The following is a 16,196-nucleotide window of genomic DNA, read 5'->3' as shown; positions in this document are numbered from 1 at the left end:
GGCTTGAGAACATGAACGAAGAACACAAGGTCGCCCTGGTCGCCGGGGCCAACGGGGTCATCGGCAAGAACCTGATCGAACACCTGGAGACCCTGCCCGGCTGGCGTGCCACCGGCCTGTCGCGGCGTGGCGGCCCCGGCCGGGTCTCCGTCGACCTGCTCGACGCGGACGACACCCGCGCGAAGCTCGGTGGCCTGGACGACGTCACACACCTGTTCTACGCGGCCTATGTCGACAAACCGACCTGGGCCGAACTGGTCCCGCCGAACCTGGCGATGCTGACCAACCTCGTCGACGCGATCGAGTCCGCCGCACCCGGTCTGCGCCACATCAGCCTCATGCAGGGCTACAAGGTCTACGGCGCCCACCTCGGCCCGTTCAAGACCCCGGCGCGCGAAGACGACGCCGGGCACATGCCGCCCGAATTCAATGTGGACCAGCAGCAGTTCCTGGAACGTCGTCGGGCCGGGAAGACCTGGACCTGGTCGGCGATCCGGCCGTCGGTGGTCGGCGGCACCGCGCTGGGCAACCCGATGAACCTCGCGCTGGCCATCGCCGTCTACGCCTCGATCTCGAAGGAACTCGGCCTGCCGCTGCGCTTCCCCGGAAAACCCGGCGCCTACGACAGCCTCCTGGAGATGACCGACGCCGGATTGCTGGCGAAGGCCACCGTCTGGGCCACCGGCTCGGAGAACGAGGCGTACAACATCGCGAACGGGGACCTGTTCCGGTGGAACGACCTCTGGCCGCGGATCGCCCGGTACTTCGACCTGGAGGTGGCGCCGCCGCTGCCGATGTCGTTGGACGTCGTCATGGCGGACAAGGAAGAACTCTGGACGTCGATCGCCGCGAAACACGGCCTCGAGGTGCCGTACGGGGCGGTCTCGTCGTCGTGGGCGTTCGCGGACTTCGTGTTCGGCTGGGACTACGACGCGTTCGCGGACGGCTCGAAGGCCCGGCGGGCCGGTTTCCCCGAGTACGCCGAAACTCCGGCGATGTTCTTCCGGTTGTTCGACGAGTTCCGGAAGGCGAAAGTGATCCCGTGATCTCGAAACGCTAGCCCCGCCCGATGTACGGCATCGCGGTCGCCGTGACGGTCAGGAAGCCGACGTTCGCCTCCAACGGCAGCCCGGCCATGTACAGCACGGCGTCCGCGACGTGCCGGGCGTCGAAGGTCGGCTCGACCTTGACGCTGCCGTCGGCCTGCGGGATCCCGTTCGCCATCCGCAGGGTCATCTCGGTGGCGGCGTTGCCGATGTCGATCTGTCCACAAGCGACATTCCACGCCCGGCCGTCGAGCGAGAGGGACTTCGTCAGCCCGGTGACCGCGTGTTTCGTCGCGGTGTAGGCGATCGACGCCGGACGCGGGGCGTGCGCGGAGATCGAACCGTTGTTGATGATCCGGCCGCCGCGCGGATCCTGCGCCTTCATCAGCCGCACGGCCTGCTGCGCGCACAGGAACATCCCGGTCAGGTTGGTGTCGACGGCACGTTTCCAGTCCGCGAAGGACAGTTCGTCGACGGTGCCGCCCACCGACACACCGGCGTTGTTCACCAGGAGATCCAGCCGCCCCCATTCCGCGCGGACCGTCTCGAACAACGCGGCGACGGACTCGGGATCGGCGACATCGGCCGGCACGGGAAGCGCGTTCGCGTCACCGCCGGCGGTCTCGGCCAGCGCGTCGCCGCGGCGGCCCGCGAGTGCGACACGGTAACCGGCGCCCAGCAACGCACGGGAGATTTCCCTGCCGAGTCCGGATCCCGCCCCGGTGACGACCGCGGTCCTGCCGTTGCCCATCGATCCTCCTCGCGGACCCTGCCGGCGCGAACCGGCTCGGCCCTGGCTTCCGATCCCCCACCCCCGTTCAGGCTAGCGCGCCGCCGTCCAAGGCCTCCTTCCCCGAGCCGAGCCAGGGGAAGGAGGCCTTCACGCGCGAAAGGGTGCTACTTCGGGGCGACACCGAGGGCGGCGAGCGCCGGGCCCGTCATGATCACGCCCGCCCCGGTCACCGGGTCGAAGCCGGGAGCGCCGAGGTCGATCGCGGTCGACGTCAGTGCCGTGCGGAGCTCCGCCGGGGTGGCGGCCGGCTTGCCCTGCTTGAGCAGCGCGGCGATGGCGGCGGCACTCGGCGCGGCGGCCGAGGTCCCGAAGAACGGCTGGAAACCGCTCACCGAGGTCGCGACGCCGTCGGCCGCGGTGATGTCCGGCTTGTTCCGCGTCGCACCACCGGTCGAGGACACGTTGCCGGGGGTGATCACCGAACCGTCCGGGTGGTAGAACTGGTGACGGTGACCGTCCGAAGTGAACCGCTCCCACTTGCTGGCGGCGGTGAACAGGCCCGGGTACGGGCCGGCCGGGCTCGCCGGGTCACCGGTCTCGAGCGCGCGGCCGAAGGCACCGGCGGCCGGGGCGGCCGCGACGCTGAAGGCATTGACGGCGGCGGAGTGGCCGGAGGTGACACCGTTGGTGCTGAAGGCTTTCAGGGCACCCGAGGGGACGAAACGGCCACGGATGACGTTGAGCGCGATGAACCGGTCGGAGCCGCTGTACTTGACCACGGCGACCTTGAAGCCCGAGCCACTGGCGGGGACCTGGGCGATCTCGTACGGGTTCTGGGTGCCGTTCTGCGTGCCTTCGCTGGAGGCGACGACCGCACCGGACGCGTTCAGGACGAACAGGTCGTAGTCGCTGGTGGCCTTGCCCCACGGGTCCGACCAGAACAGGGTGACGTGGCGGCCGGCCGAGTTCGGCGAAAGCGCGTTGTACAGCTGGGTCGTGCCGCTCGGGTCGAAGTCGTGCGGTGTCCCGGTGACCCCGGAGATCTTGCTGCCGGAACCGCGGAAGTCGCCCTCGTAGTAGCCGCTGGTGCCGTCGGTCAGGTTGCCCGAGTTCCCGGCGGAGGAGAAGTAGAGCGCACCGGCCGCGGTCACGTCGTTGACGGCCTGCGCGACCGGGCCGTCCTGGAACGGCGACTCGTCGAAGTAGGAGACGTCGTCGACGACGATCGTGCACTGGCCGGTGGTGCGCAGGGCGCGGATGTTGTCGGCGAAGCTCTGCTCGCTGGTGAAGGCGGTCGCGAAACCGAGGGCGGCGCCGGGTGCCATGTCGTGGATGATCTCCAGCATCGCGGTGCCCTCGTCACCGCTGCCCTCCTGGCCGGGGAGGACGTCGACGGCGGGCAGTTCGCCGGCGGTCTGGGACGCCTTGAGCGACTCGATGCCGTCCGAAAGCACGCAGACCTTCTGGCCCGCGCCGGTGACGCCGTACTTGGTGCGGGCGGTGTCGTTGCCGTGCGCCTTGTCGCCCTCGGCGACCTGCGGCGCGGCGGCGGCCTGCTCGGCGGCGGCCTGCCGCCGGTCCCGCGGGGCGGACTCGTTCCAGGTCATGGCCTGCGAAGCGGCCTTGACCTCGGCGACGTCTCCGCGGCCGGCGATCGTGTCGACGGCGTCGAGGGGGAGGTCGGCGCGGATCGCACCGGCGGGAGAGGCGTGGCGGACGGTGCCGCTCGCCGCTTTCACGGCGTCGGCCAGTGCCTGTCCGGTGCCCTTGATGTCCACCGCGACCGTGCCGGCGTCGCTGACGCCCAGCCCGGTCCGATACTCGGGCAGCTTGCCGGCCAGGCCCTTGTCGGCGCGGAGGCGCTTCTCGATGACGAGCTGGCTCGACTGCTTGCGCTCAGCCGGGGTGAGGCTCTTCTTGATGCTTTGCAGTGCGGTGATCCCGATTCGCGTGCGCGCCTCCTCGGAAGGCTGGGCACCGGACACCGCGGTCGACAGCAGCAAAGCGCCCACCGCGACCGGAACCGAGTATGTGACCACCCGGCCGAATCTGCTCATCGAACTCTCCCTGTTGCTGCGACCCAGCTTTTTCGGCGACACGGCTTTTTCGGCGACACGGCTTTTTCAGCGGCACGGCCGCGCTCCGGCTGAGCGCGCTGATGTCGTGACACACCCTGTCACGGGAGTTCCACCCGGTTACCCGAAAGAACTACCCCTGACCGGGGGCAATGGGGAGAATCTAAGCAGCTATCGGTGATCAGTCCACCGACCAAAGTCGGGAACGGGTGAAGATCCACATCGTGAGAGCACTGCTCGATCTGCCGAGCAAGGCATCATTCGGACATCCGTGCTCGCGTTCCCTGGCAACCGGATTTCCCGAAAGGATCGGCCAGTGGCAAGCATCTCTTTTCCGGAGGAAATCGGAAAAGAGATGCTTGGGCGCCAAAGCGGGAAAACCGCTGTGAAAAGCCGGGGCGCCGCGGTCGTCCGCGTCACGGGAAGGTCAGCACGACCTTGCCTCGCCCGTGCCCGGTCTCGATCTCCCGATGCGCCGCCGCGGCCTCACCGAACGGATACGTCCGCCGCACCGGGAACCGCAGTTCCCCCTTGACGTACAACGACGCCAGCATCCCCAGCCGCTCGGCCGACCGCGTCCCGGTGACCATCCGCGCCCCCGCTTCGGGCGCGCGGGCGTGCTCGACCAGGGTGAGCACGCGGTCCGGATTCCCGGCCAGTTCCAGCGACAGGTCGAAGGCGACCCCGCCCGCGCCGTCGAGCGCCGCGTCGATACCGGAGGGCGCGAGGGCACGCACCCGGTCGGCGAGGCCGTCGCCGTAGACCACCGGTTGCGCGCCGAGCGAACGGACGTAGTCCTGGTTCGCCTCGCTCGCCGTCCCGATCACCCGCGCCCCGCGCAGCACGGCGAGCTGGACGGCGGCCGTGCCCACCGCCCCCGCCGCCCCGTGGACCAGCAGTGTCTCGCCACGGGCGACCCGTAACCCGTCCAGCGCCAAAGACGCGGTCTGCGTCCCCGCGGTGAAACCGCCCGCGACCTCCCACGGCATCTCCGCCGGTTTCGGTGTGACGTTCTCCGCGGGCACCACGATGTACTCGGCGTACGCCCGCACGGTGGTGAAGCCGAGCACTTCGGCCCCCGCGACGAGGCCGGTCACCCCCGAACCGACCTCGTCGACGACCCCGGCGAACTCGTTCCCCGGGACCCGCGGCCAGCTCAGCTCGAGTCCCGCGGGTTCCCAGCCGGCCCGCACGGCCGCGTCGTACGGCTGCACCCCCGCCGCCTTCACCCGCACCCGGACCTCCCCCGCCGCGGCGTGCGGCTCCTCCAGCTCCAGCACCCGCAGCACTTCCGGGCCACCGGCTTCCGTGAACGCGGCCGCTTTCATCTCGTTCCTCCCAGTTCGTTTCCCCAGCTGTCGGAGCCCAGCCTCATACCTCCACATTGCTGGAGGTCAAGAACTGTCGGTGTGACGTTCTAAGCTGCGCTCGTGACGAGCTACCGCATCTCCAGGGCAAGCGCTTCCGACGCCGTCAAGGTGACCGCGCTGATGCACGAATCGGCCGCCTACCAAGGGGAGTACGCGTCGATTCTCGAGGGTTACCGGGTCACCGAGGACTACCTCGCCACCCATCCCGCGTTCGTCGCCCACGCACAGCGCGAGGTGGTCGGCTTCTACAGCCTCGTCGAATACCCCGCCGAGCTGGACCTGTTGTTCGTCGCCGATTCCGCCCAGGGCACGGGTATCGGCGCGTGGCTGGTCGAGCACCTGCTCAAGCAGGCCGCGGACCTCGGCATGACCGAGATCCGCGTCGTCTCCCATCCGCCGGCCACCGGGTTCTACGAGCGGATGGGCGCCCGCCGCGTAGGGGTCGTGCCACCCAGCCCGCCGAAGATCACCTGGGAGCGCCCGGAGCTGGTCTTCGACGTCAAGAGTCCACCGCGCGGCTGAACCGGCCGATCAGTTTCCGCAGGTGCCCGGCGAAGTCCGGGGAGTCGACGACGTCGAAGTCCGTGTCGAGCATGCCCAGGTAGAGCGCCAGATACTCCAGCGTGTCCGCCCCCGCCTTGAGCACGCAGGTCCGCTCGTCGACGGCTTCGACGACGACGGCGGGCGGCACCTTCGCCGCGGCTTCGGCGGCCGGGGCGTGCAGCCGGATCGTCGCGTGGTGCCGCCACAACGCGGCGCCCACGCCACGTTGGAGGTACGCGACCACACCGCCTTCGGGTGGTTCGCGTTCCTCGAAACGTCGTCCGTTGGGCGTACGCGGCCGCACTCGATCGGCGCGGAAGGTGCGCCAGTCCCGCCTGTCGGCATCCCAGCCGACGAGGTACCACCGACGGCTCATGTGCACGAGGCGGTGCGGCTCGACCTGCCGCCGCGTCTCGGATCCGTGGTGTCCCACGTAATCGAACCGCAGGGTCTCGCGGTCACGGCAGGCGTTGGCGATGACCGAGAGCACCTCGGCGTCGACCGTGGGGCCGCCGCCCTGCACCGCGAGCGTCGCGGAATTCAGCGCCTCGACACGGCGCCGCAGCCGTGACGGCAGCACCTGCTCCAGTTTCGCCAGCGCGCGGACCGACGTCTCCTCGATGCCCGCGATCGTGCCGCCCGCGGCCGTGCGCAGGCCCATCGCCACCGCGACGGCCTCCTCGTCATCGAGCAGCAGCGGCGGCATGGCCGCGCCGACACCGAGGCGGTATCCGCCGGAAACGCCCGGCGTGGCGTCGACCGGGTAGCCCAGGCCGCGCAGCCGCTCGACGTCGTTCCGGATGGTTCTGGTCGTGACGTCGAGCCGCTCCGCCAGTTCCGGACCCGTCCAATGCCGTCTGGCCTGCAGCAACGACAGCAGCCGCAGCAGTCTCGCCGAAGTTTCCGCCATGGATTCCACCTTGTCCGCAATCGCGGAACGAACCTTTCCGCAATTGTTCCTAACCTAGCCCCATGACCGAAATCAAGCCCTTCCGCATCGCCGTCGACCAGGCCGAACTGGACGACCTCAAGGACCGCTTGAACCGCACCCGCTGGCCGCGCGAGGTCACCGGCGACTGGAGTAGGGGTGTCCCGGTCGCGTACCTCAAGGACCTGGCCCAGTACTGGGCCGACGGCTTCGACTGGCGCGCCCAGGAGGCGGAACTGAACGAGTTCCCGCAGTTCACCACCGAAATCGACGGCCAGACCATCCACTTCCTGCACATCCGCTCAGCCGCGCCGGACGCCCTGCCGGTGCTCCTGACGCATGGCTGGCCGAGCTCGCCGTTCGAATTCCGGCAGGTCATCGGCGAGCTCGGCGAAGAGTTCCACCTCGTCATCCCGTCGCTCCCCGGTTACGGCTTCTCGAACCCGGTGAGCGGTCCCGGCTGGGGCAACCTCTTCCGCGTCGCGCAGGCGTGGACCACGCTCATGGACCGCCTCGGCTACGAACGCTTCGGCGTCCACGGCACCGACGCCGGCGCCGGAGTCGCGGGCATCCTGTCGATGATCGCCCCGCACCGGGTCGTCGGCGTACACCTCACCGGGACCAGCGCGGGTATGCCGTTCGGGCCCGCCGTCGAGCTGGACGGCCTCGACGAGAAGGACCGCGAACGCGGCGAGCGCTTCAACCGGTTCCAGTCCGACGGCCTCGGATACCTGCACCTCCAGGCGACCCGGCCGCAGACGCTGGCCTACTCACTGAACGACTCCCCCACCGGCCAGCTCGCGTGGATCGTGGAGAAGTTCGCCGAGTGGACCGACCCGGCCAAGGGACTGCCGGACGACGCCGTCAACCGCGATCACCTGCTGACCGCGGTCAGCCTGTACTGGTTCACCGGCGCGGGAGCCTCCTCCGCGCACGCGGTGTACGAAGGCATGGAGGTCTACCGGCAAATGGCCCAAGGCGGTGGGGACCACGGCGAGGCACCCGCCGGTCCGCCGCGCGGGATCGCCGTCTTCGCCGGGGACACCACGATCCGGAGTCTCCAGGACGGTCCGGTGGCACACTGGTGCGAGTACGAAACCGGCGGCCACTTCCCCGCGATGGAGGTCCCCGGCCTGTTCGCCGAAGATCTCCGTTCCTTCCTGCGAAAGTACGTCTGACGATGGAATTTCTGAGCCCCCGTGCCCTCAACCGCGCGACCCTGTCCAGGCAGCTCCTGCTCGACCGCGCCGAGCTGCCCGCTCTCACCGCGATCGAGCGGCTGGCCGGCCTCCAGGCGCAGGCACCCGACTCGTCCTACGTCGGACTCTGGTCGCGGCTTCGGGATTTCACGGTGGACGAGCTGGCGAAACCGCTGGCCGCCCGCGAGGTCGTCCGGTCGACGTTGATGCGCGGCACGGTGCACCTGGTGACGGCCGCGGACGGCCTCGCCCTGTGGCCCACCATCGAACCGGTGGTGGAGCGGGGTTTCCTCGGCCACTATTCGCGGGAGGTCGCCGGCCTCGATCTCGCCGCGATCGCCGAAGCGGGGCGGGCCCTGCTGGCCGAGCGCCCGCGCACCCGCGCCGAGATCCGGGTCGCGCTGGCGGACCGGTGGCCGGACGCCGACCCGACCGCCCTCGCCTACGCGATCCAGAGCCTTCTCCCCCTCGCGCACGTGACCCCGCGTGGCCTGTGGGGCCAGACCGGCCCGGCCGCGTTCGCCCTGCTCGAAGAGTGGGTCGGCGCACCGATCACGGACGGGATCACGCTCGACGACCTGGTGCTGCGCTACCTCGAGGCGTTCGGCCCGGCGACCGTCCGCGACGCGCAGGTCTGGTCGGGGCTCACCAAGCTCAAGGAGGTCTTCGAGCGGCTCCGGCCACGACTGCGCACCTTCGCCGGCGCCGACGGAAAGGAATTGTTCGACCTCCCCGACTCGCCGCGCCCCGACCCGGAAACCCCGGCGCCGCCCCGGTTCCTCCCCGAATACGACAACGTCCTGCTCTCCCACGCCGACCGCGTGCGGGTGATCCCGGACGGCCGCCGCGTTCCGCTGCCCCCTGGCAACGGCGGCCGCCGGGGCACCCTGCTCGTCGACGGTGAATTCCTGGCCATTTGGGCGATCAAGGGGGCGACACTGACGATCGAATCGCGGACGCCCTTACGGGATCAGGATTCGATCGCCGAAGAGGGCGTACGGCTGCTGGAATTCGTAGTGCCGGATCAGAACCACGACGTACGGTTCGACCTCGGCGGATAACGGTCCGGCCGTTTGCCGTAACGAAGGGCGGCGTTCAGGCGAAGCATGCCGCGTAGCCTGAAGGGAGCGGGCCATGGGCAAGAACTACGGCTTCATGACGGTGCTTGCGGGGCTGAGCGCGCTCGCGGTCATCGCGGTGGCGGCGGTCATGCGGTACCCGAACACGTCGGACGTCACGGCGGTGATCACCGCGGCGGGAACGGTGATCGGCACCGTGGTGGGTGCCTTCTTCGGTGTGAACGCGGCCTCGGCGGGACGCGTGAAGGCCGAGGAAAGCCGCGATCAAGCGACCGCGGCGCTGGTGAAGGTCGCGGGCGAGGCGGACAAGGGCAGCGACGTCGCGAAGACGGCGATGGAAGGCGTGAGCTGACAGTCCTTTGTGGACACTCAGTCGAGCGCGTCGAGCAGGGCGAGGTCCGGCGGAACGAGCGTCGTGGACAACACGAGCTCGCGCAACAGGTTGTCGTTCAACGCGTTGCCGACCGGCTCGCCGACCTCTTCCCGCCGCAGACCGTAAACACCGCCGGCGGACAACCGCGCCCGGACGTCGATCACGAGGTGCTCGACCCGGCGGCTGGTCCACGTCTCACCGGGACGGAGTTCCGCGAGGATCTCGGCCGTCTGCTGACGTGACAGCGGCTGCGGATTGAGGTCGTGCAAGAGATAACGCTGCCCGAAGACGACCAGGACCAGGCGTTCCTCCGCGCTGAGGCGCCAGCGACGGGGCGGCACGGTGACGTCGTCGTGCCGGGAGGCCGGCTGCCCGCCGTCGGGACCGGCGACGTACAACTCGAGCAGATGCTCCCGCCTGCCCGAGCCGCGGACGAACAGCGGCGTGTACCCGTCCGACAGGGGAATCGGCTCCTCGCCGCGGGAAAGCCAGCGGGAGTTCGGCATCCGGATGGGCAACTGGCCGGTGTTGCTGACCCACCAGCGCCCGCCGGTGAAGTTCAGCAATCCATGCCTGCGGCTGACCTGCACGTCGTTCTCGCCCACGCAGACGTCGACCTGCGGCCGATTCCGCCCGAAGGAGACCTCGCCACCCTCACCAGGGTCGACGGAAACCCCACCCGCGAGCGTGAGCGCGAACATCGCGCCGGGAGCCGATGCAGGCACGCCGAGCGCCAAACTCTCGTGCGTCGTCGTGAGCCGCTTCATCATGCCTCCTCCAGTACCCCGGCAGTATGCGGGATCCGGGCGGGGACGGGTCCCCGCTGTCGCGTTCATCCGTATGTTGGAAGACATGATTGACTTCTCCAAGGACACCGTCTTCAAACTCACGCCGTGCAAGCCGAAGGACATCGCGCCGACGGTGCAGCCGATCATCATCCCCGGTGAGGAGATCGTCTCCTCGTTCAAGGCGGTGCGCGACTTCGTGGTGTTCACGAACAAGCGGCTGATCGCGGTGAACGTCCAGGGCATGACGGGCAAGAAGAAGGACTTCACTTCGCTGCCGTACAACAGGATCCAGGCGTTCTCGATCGAAACCGCGGGCACTTTCGACCTCGATGCCGAGCTGGACCTCTGGTTCAGCGGGCTGGGGAACGTGCGGCTGGAGTTCCGGGGGTCCGACATCCGCGCCATCGGCCAGCTGATCGCCACGCACACGCTTTAGCGGCTGGGGTTTCCTCGCGGAAGGGACCTTCGCGACTCCCCGCATCGTCGCTTCGGTGCTTGATCAACGGAGGATCGGGGACGTTGAGTGTCCCCGATCCTCCGTTGATCAACGCCGTGCCGCCCGGTTTGGCGTTGAGCGGGGAAGACTCGGGCCGTCGAGCCTGGAGCCGCCGGAGTTCGAAGGCCGGAGAGTTGGTCGCACGAATCGGTGCGCCAGAACCGGGTCTCGAGTGTCTTGTGTCGTTGAGGCGAACCGTGTCTTCGGTACCCGCTGCCGGTGGGGCGGTGGCGGCCTCGCGTGATCGGAGAGACGACACACGTGACCGGTGGACGACTCGCGACGAAACCCGGCCGCACGCGCGTCGTCCATCCAGTCACGCGCGTCGTCCATCCAGTCGCGCGAAAACGCCGGCTCACTACATGTTGATCTTTTGGTGCCGGGGTTTCGCTGACCTCGGCATGATCACCGCTTCTGGCCGTTGACCTGCGCGGACAGGGCTGGACACTTCTCGCGTGTTCTCGCCCCTACCCGACGTCTGACGGCCTGGAGACGGCCTGACCACTCCTCCCCCATCTTCCCGATACGAAGCCATCCACGCGGCCGTCTCGTCGGGTCAAGGCACGCTTTCCCGCCTTGACGCGTCGTGACGGCCGTTGTGACGATCTGGCATCGGGGCGATGGCTCCGCGTAACAGCCGTTGGTCCATCTGCGACCTCTGATCACGATCGTCTGCGTGAGGAGGGCCGACGTGCTCATTGGCGTACCTGCGCGCCGCTGGCTGCGGCTACACCTGTCCACGGCTTCAGCGGGCGCACCGCCCGGCCGGTGGGCGGAGCGGAGCGGCAGCCCGCCGTGTCGGGCAAGGTGCGCCCGCAGGCGAGACGCGGACGCAAGGTGACCAGCGCGCCGCCGACGGCGGCGCGCCTTGATCCCATAGAGCCAAATTCGGCAATATAATGCGAGGCTTAATGTCTAACGAAAACTCTGAAGCAGCCACACCTGAAACTTTCGGAGATGAACGAGACGAGATAGTCGACCGCTGCAAAAAATCAAAAATCCAATTTGAAATATCTAATTTTGCAATATTTAGCGATCGAGAAGAGGTGCGACGCAGGCTTGTTATCAAGCTAGCGAATGGTCGCCAGCAGCGAGAATTTAATATATCTCCACCCTTCGCGAACTTATTGCTATCATCAACCTTCGAAGAGTGGACAATTCTAGGCGATTACGTTGCGTACCTCGATAAGGCAAACGATAAAATCGAGGCGCTACTACGGCCACCTGGTCGTTTATTTGCCTCTTCCAAGCTCTACATGTCCCTCCCGGGAGTCAACGTAGTCGAAGTAGCACAGAATTCAGACGATGTCGTTGACAGCGATGGATATGACGACTTCATTGAACCCCCCAGAAAGGAGCTCGACTGGACCTGGAGCACCGTGGCGGGAAAGTCTTCCGTCCGACTAACACTCAGCCCGGCCGGGCCAGTATTGTCCGCACTGGCCAGCGACGGCAACGACGTACGCCGAATTACAGCTCCCAAGTTGACAATTGAAGGCATAACAACAAATCGCTACGAGGACGCTCTTCGCATACTGGAGAGATACTCTTCGGCGCTCTTGTTTGAACTAGATCTTCGCTATAGCATTCCCCTTACCTTAGCACGCATGCGCCCCTCACTGAATGAAACACGTGGCGCATTACGCAGACAGCGAAGCAATGAGACTATCGAGATTCTTGAGAACTCGTACTCAGAGCAGGCAGTTTCGATGTACTTCTACGGCAGGTCAGCCAATGGCATGCCACTACTACAATACCTTGCATACTACCAGGCAATTGAGTTCTTCTTTCCATCCTTTGCAAACGCTGACGCCCTTACAAGGATAAGAAATCTGCTAAGGGATCCGCTATTTAACAAGGAGGATCAATCTGACATACAGAAAGTCGCATCCATCGCAATCGGAAGCCAACGTGGAACCTCCTCAGAACGCGAGCAACTCCGCATAACCATATCGTCATGCCTACAGGATTTTGAACTTCATGACTACATGAACGCGGCCCCACTGCGCATGGAATTTTTCGCCAAGTCTTCAGCATTGAGAGATGTCAGCCGGATTGACTTCAACCCTCATAATAAGGTGCGGCTTGTAGACCAAGTTGCCGACAGAATATACACCTTGCGCTGCAGAATTGTGCACGCCAAGGAAAATGGCGGGCCCAAGGAACAAAAACTCTTGCTACCGTTCGGCTCCGAAGCTGATTCATTGAGACATGACATCATGCTCTTGCAGTTCATTGCACAAAAAGTAATCATCGCTGGCAGTCGAGGAACCTTGTAAAGGAACGACTCGTCCCTCAAAGTTGTACCGGCCAGGCTCCGAGGAATCTACACTTCAACTATAGAAAGGAGTCTCCGCTGCTTCCAGCGCATGCCTGATGCGCAACCTGATTGAATCGTGTATGTTCAGCTTGCCAACACTCCCCGATTCCACCCAGATAACCTCCCTACTTTCCTTGCTAGTTTGGAGACTGCCGGAAATAGCATTAGCGCGGAAGCAGATAGAGAACTCCTGGCGCACCTCACCATCGTCATACGCGATGACGTGATTGGGGTTCGAGTACAATCCGACAACCCCCGTCACCTCGCACTCAATGCCGGTCTCTTCGCGGACCTCCCGCACGGCGGCCTGAGCCAAGGTCTCGCCGAGTTCGAGCTGTCCGCCGGGGATCGAGTACAGGTCGTTGTCGGTGCGCCGGATCATGAGGATGCGGCCTTCGTCGTCCTGGATGAACGCGGACACCGCGACCGCGATGCTGTTCGCCTTCGGGGCGTTCGGGTCGTTGTAGTAGTCGACGCGTGCCATGGGTGGCCTCCTAGAAGGTGGCGGGCTTGGCGAGGTTCCAGACGGCTTCGAAGCTCTCCGAGTAGGTCTCGAAGAGGTCCCCGGCGGATAGCCGGCGGAGGTGCAGGGATGGGGCGTGGGCTCCCTGGAAGCCGTAGACGTGCGTGTTGATGATCATTTCGTCGTCGAAGCGGAAGATCGAGTTGTAGAGCGTAGTGTTGTGGAAGCGCATCTCCACCCCGTCTACCCCGATCAGCGGCCGGTAGAACGCCAGCGCGTTGCGGATACGCGCCGCAAGCGTCCCGTCGCCTAGCTGCTCCTCGTCCCCGCGCAGAGCGACGCTCTCCCCTTCGGGATCTCCGAAAATCAGCCGAATCTTGGCCCCGGCCTGGGCTTTTGCCGTCAGGTCCTTGATGAACCGCGGGCGCTCCACCAGGAACAGCGCGGCGTGGACCAGCACCTCGACGGTGTCCGACGCCTCCTTGACCAGCCGGTCCCACAGTTCGACGGGGATGGCGTTGCGGTGCGGGAACACGCGCACGACCTCGGCGGCGGCAGTCTCGGCCTTGCGCTCCGGGGCCACTGAGTCCGGCCACAGGTAGGTCTCGGACTCGCGCGCCATCGCAGCGATCTTGTGCCGGTGCTTCGGGTACGGCGTCCGCCCCTTGGTGATCCACCGTTCCACGGTCTTCTGATCGACCCCGGTGGCGTCGGCGACCTGCTTCGGCGTGAGGCCGTTGCGAAGCAGGGCGTCCCGCAGGCGTTCGTTCGGCATCCGCCCTCCTAGGGACTTGTAGGGACGTCTTCGACCGTACCAGGGACGTCCCTAGATGTCCCGCCACGTGGTGATCACGTCCCGCGTTTTGGCGGAGATTAGGTGCCAGGTTGCCGGGGACTCGCCCCGGCACCTCGACACCAAGAGGGAGGCAGGCATGACGACTCCAACCGCCGGTCGGGCAGCGTCCGCGCGCGGCTCGGGATCACGGACAGCTCGCCGGTTCGCGATCTGAGCGCCCGATGCGTGACACGGTCCAGATCCACGTCACGGCAGACCTGCCGATCCGCGTCCGTGCGCTCACCTACGCCAACCGGGCGGAGATCCGTTTCGGCAAGGCGTTCCCCGTGGTCCTGCTCGTCGATTCCGACGCGATAGCGGTGCTGGGGAGAGAACTCGCAGAGGTACAGGCCGCACTGAGCGCGGCTGCCGCAAGGGGCAAAGACGGCGACGAAATGCCGACAGACACAGACAAGCAAGGGAACTAACGACATGGCTATCTACAAAGGACACCGCTTCGCCATCGACTTCGACGAAGCATTTGGGCAGGGCCTCGTGATGGTCGGCGAAGTCTCGCCGGACAACGAGTACCAGTCGCGAGAAGACCGTGCTGCGGGTCGCCCGGCGCGGCAGCGGGTCGATGAAGTGACGGGCAAGCGTCAGTGGAAGGTCACCGTGACCGACCCGGACGAGACCAAGGCCAAGCGCGCATCGTTCGAGATCACGCTGCTGGCCGATGTGCAGCCGGTGCCGACCACCTCGGAGGTGCTGCCGGGTATGCGGCCGATCGAACTGGAGGGCCTCACGGCTGAGCCGAAGGTGGCTGGTCAGGGCGAGTTCAAGTACCAGTCCTACTTGTTCCGCGCGACTGGCTTCAAGGCTGCGGCGTCCGGCGGCGGAGCGAAGTCGGGCCGGGCTTCCGCCGCTGCCGAGTCAACGCCCAAGGCGGCGTGATGGCGGGCGGGGCGCTGGGGGTGGCATCCCCGCACCTGGTCCAAACCTGGGAAGCCGCCTACCGCCACTACGGCGCAATGACGCAGCGGACTGCGCAGGGCGGGGATGCCCTGGCGGCGCATGACATGGCCGTCGCTTCCTTGGCGGTGGCGTCGGCTTGGCGAGGCCTAGCGGCTCAAGGCCAGTTGCCGTGGTGGGTGCTGGCTGCGGTGTCGGCGGCTGCTGAGGGGTTCGAGGAGAACGCGCGGTCGTGGGAGATGCGCGCCTACAGCGAGGAGAGTCAGAGCCGTGGCGTTCAACGCGATGTGGAAGCCGGGACGGCAGGCGGTTGCGGGGATGCAGGGCAATGGTTCGGCGAACCCCGCTCTGGTGATCTACCTGGACCCGGACAGCCTGGCGATCCTGCCGCCGTCCGACCCGGCCGAGTGGCCGGAGTTCATCCGGCTCCTTCGCCAAATCCGCGACAGCGCGGACGAACTGGCCGTCTTCCTCACCAAGCACCAGGCGGTGCGCGATGACGACACCCGGCCGGAATGAGCCCCAAACCCTCCAGGACGCGCACGCGGTCGCTGCCGCTCGTCGCCCGAAGCCGGGGTCGAACCTGGAGACGTGGCTGAAGTTCCACCAGGCCAACGCGCGCATGTATCGCGCGGTGTCCGATGTGGACCGCGCACACCACCACGAACTCCGTTACTGGGTGGGCTACGAGGAGCGCAAGGCGGAGGAGGTGGCCGCACAGATCCAGAAGAACAAGACGGAAGCTAGCTGAGAACTGAACAGTCGTAGGGAAAACGTGCGTGGGGACGTGCGGCGTACAAACACGTCCTCACGCGCTTCCCTCGGCTCGTGAGGCGCAGAACCGGTACCTGGCCTAGGAAACCTCGCCGGTCCTGCGCTGTCCACAACCACTGGAAGTGAACAATGACAACGCTAAACGATGGCAACAAGCGTCCGCTAGACGGGGTCACCCGAACGCGCTGCACGGTCTGTAAGCGGTTCGCGAAGCTCCTGCCCGGCGAGACGGAATGCACTCCCTGCCGGGGGATGCTTCCGC

General features: G+C 66.6%; 18 protein-coding genes. 11 read left to right on the top strand and 7 right to left on the bottom strand.

Annotated elements, in window-relative coordinates:
* Positions 1-11: 11 nt before the first annotated feature.
* Positions 12-1,046 carry an SDR family oxidoreductase gene (locus tag P3102_RS08795; protein WP_276368032.1) on the top strand — a complete coding sequence of 345 codons (1,035 nt, stop codon included), beginning with the start codon at positions 12-14 and terminating at the stop codon, positions 1,044-1,046.
* Positions 1,047-1,056: 10 nt separating this feature from the next.
* Here the strand turns inward: P3102_RS08795 and P3102_RS08790 are convergent, their stop codons facing one another.
* From P3102_RS08790 to P3102_RS08780, 3 genes are all read right to left on the bottom strand, one after another.
* Complete coding sequence (locus P3102_RS08790) at positions 1,057-1,797, bottom strand: SDR family oxidoreductase (RefSeq protein WP_276368030.1); 741 nt, start codon at positions 1,795-1,797, stop codon at positions 1,057-1,059.
* Between the two features lie 146 nt (positions 1,798-1,943).
* Positions 1,944-3,836 carry a S8 family serine peptidase gene (locus tag P3102_RS08785; protein WP_276368028.1) on the bottom strand — a complete coding sequence of 631 codons (1,893 nt, stop codon included), beginning with the start codon at positions 3,834-3,836 and terminating at the stop codon, positions 1,944-1,946.
* A gap of 434 nt (positions 3,837-4,270) precedes the next feature.
* Positions 4,271-5,182: an NADP-dependent oxidoreductase gene (locus P3102_RS08780; RefSeq protein WP_276368027.1), complete on the bottom strand. Its 912-nt coding sequence runs from the start codon at positions 5,180-5,182 to the stop codon at positions 4,271-4,273.
* Positions 5,183-5,344: 162 nt separating this feature from the next.
* On the opposite strand from P3102_RS08780, the gene P3102_RS08775 reads away from it, so the two are divergent.
* Positions 5,345-5,746: a GNAT family N-acetyltransferase gene (locus P3102_RS08775; RefSeq protein ID WP_276371054.1), complete on the top strand. Its 402-nt coding sequence runs from the start codon at positions 5,345-5,347 to the stop codon at positions 5,744-5,746.
* On the opposite strand, the gene P3102_RS08770 is transcribed toward P3102_RS08775, so the two are convergent.
* Positions 5,724-6,677, bottom strand: coding sequence for a WYL domain-containing protein (locus P3102_RS08770; protein ID WP_276368025.1), 954 nt, complete (start codon positions 6,675-6,677; stop codon positions 5,724-5,726). The genes P3102_RS08775 and P3102_RS08770 overlap by 23 nt on opposite strands.
* 62 nt (positions 6,678-6,739) lie before the next feature.
* On the opposite strand from P3102_RS08770, the gene P3102_RS08765 reads away from it, so the two are divergent.
* The 3 genes from P3102_RS08765 to P3102_RS08755 all read left to right on the top strand — a co-directional run bounded on the left by P3102_RS08765 (position 6,740) and on the right by P3102_RS08755 (position 9,325).
* Positions 6,740-7,873, top strand: a complete 1,134-nt coding sequence (locus P3102_RS08765) for an epoxide hydrolase family protein (RefSeq protein WP_276368024.1) — start codon at positions 6,740-6,742, stop codon at positions 7,871-7,873.
* Positions 7,874-7,875: 2 nt separating this feature from the next.
* Positions 7,876-8,955: a winged helix DNA-binding domain-containing protein gene (locus tag P3102_RS08760; protein WP_276368023.1), complete on the top strand. Its 1,080-nt coding sequence runs from the start codon at positions 7,876-7,878 to the stop codon at positions 8,953-8,955.
* A gap of 73 nt (positions 8,956-9,028) precedes the next feature.
* Positions 9,029-9,325 carry a hypothetical protein gene (locus P3102_RS08755; protein WP_276368022.1) on the top strand — a complete coding sequence of 99 codons (297 nt, stop codon included), beginning with the start codon at positions 9,029-9,031 and terminating at the stop codon, positions 9,323-9,325.
* Positions 9,326-9,342: 17 nt separating this feature from the next.
* Here the strand turns inward: P3102_RS08755 and P3102_RS08750 are convergent, their stop codons facing one another.
* Positions 9,343-10,113, bottom strand: a complete 771-nt coding sequence (locus P3102_RS08750) for an FHA domain-containing protein (RefSeq protein WP_276368019.1) — start codon at positions 10,111-10,113, stop codon at positions 9,343-9,345.
* 85 nt (positions 10,114-10,198) lie between these two features.
* Here P3102_RS08750 and P3102_RS08745 point away from each other — a divergent pair, with 85 nt between their 5' ends.
* Both P3102_RS08745 and P3102_RS08740 read left to right on the top strand, forming a co-directional pair.
* A complete protein-coding gene (locus tag P3102_RS08745) occupies positions 10,199-10,570 on the top strand; it encodes a PH domain-containing protein (protein ID WP_076164651.1) in 372 nt (123 codons plus the stop codon).
* Between the two features lie 971 nt (positions 10,571-11,541).
* Entirely contained in the window at positions 11,542-12,909 is a 1,368-nt protein-coding gene (locus tag P3102_RS08740; protein ID WP_276368018.1) for a hypothetical protein, read from the top strand.
* Positions 12,910-12,963: 54 nt separating this feature from the next.
* Here P3102_RS08740 and P3102_RS08735 read toward each other — a convergent pair whose 3' ends face one another.
* Together P3102_RS08735 and P3102_RS08730 are read right to left on the bottom strand one after the other, a co-directional pair.
* Complete coding sequence (locus tag P3102_RS08735; protein WP_276368016.1) at positions 12,964-13,434, bottom strand: NUDIX domain-containing protein; 471 nt, start codon at positions 13,432-13,434, stop codon at positions 12,964-12,966.
* Positions 13,435-13,444: 10 nt separating this feature from the next.
* Positions 13,445-14,188, bottom strand: a complete 744-nt coding sequence (locus tag P3102_RS08730; protein WP_276368015.1) for a DUF5919 domain-containing protein — start codon at positions 14,186-14,188, stop codon at positions 13,445-13,447.
* 242 nt (positions 14,189-14,430) lie between these two features.
* Between P3102_RS08730 and P3102_RS08725 the strand changes: the two genes are divergently transcribed.
* The 4 genes from P3102_RS08725 (at position 14,431) to P3102_RS08710 (ending at position 15,911) form a co-directional block, all read left to right on the top strand.
* Entirely contained in the window at positions 14,431-14,676 is a 246-nt protein-coding gene (locus P3102_RS08725; protein ID WP_276368013.1) for a hypothetical protein, read from the top strand.
* Between the two features lie 4 nt (positions 14,677-14,680).
* On the top strand, positions 14,681-15,142 hold the full coding sequence (locus P3102_RS08720; protein ID WP_219145312.1) for a hypothetical protein: 462 nt from the start codon (positions 14,681-14,683) through the stop codon (positions 15,140-15,142).
* A gap of 288 nt (positions 15,143-15,430) precedes the next feature.
* Positions 15,431-15,679, top strand: a complete 249-nt coding sequence (locus P3102_RS08715) for a hypothetical protein (protein WP_276368011.1) — start codon at positions 15,431-15,433, stop codon at positions 15,677-15,679.
* The gene (locus P3102_RS08710; protein WP_276368009.1) at positions 15,657-15,911 is read left to right on the top strand and encodes an AMED_5909 family protein; all 255 of its coding nucleotides are present in this window, start codon (positions 15,657-15,659) and stop codon (positions 15,909-15,911) included. The genes P3102_RS08715 and P3102_RS08710 overlap by 23 nt, the downstream gene beginning before the upstream one ends.
* Positions 15,912-16,196: the final 285 nt, after the last annotated feature.

Source organism: Amycolatopsis sp. QT-25, assembly GCF_029369745.1.
Lineage (GTDB): Bacteria > Actinomycetota > Actinomycetes > Mycobacteriales > Pseudonocardiaceae > Amycolatopsis.
This window is presented reverse-complemented; position numbering and strand designations above follow the sequence as displayed.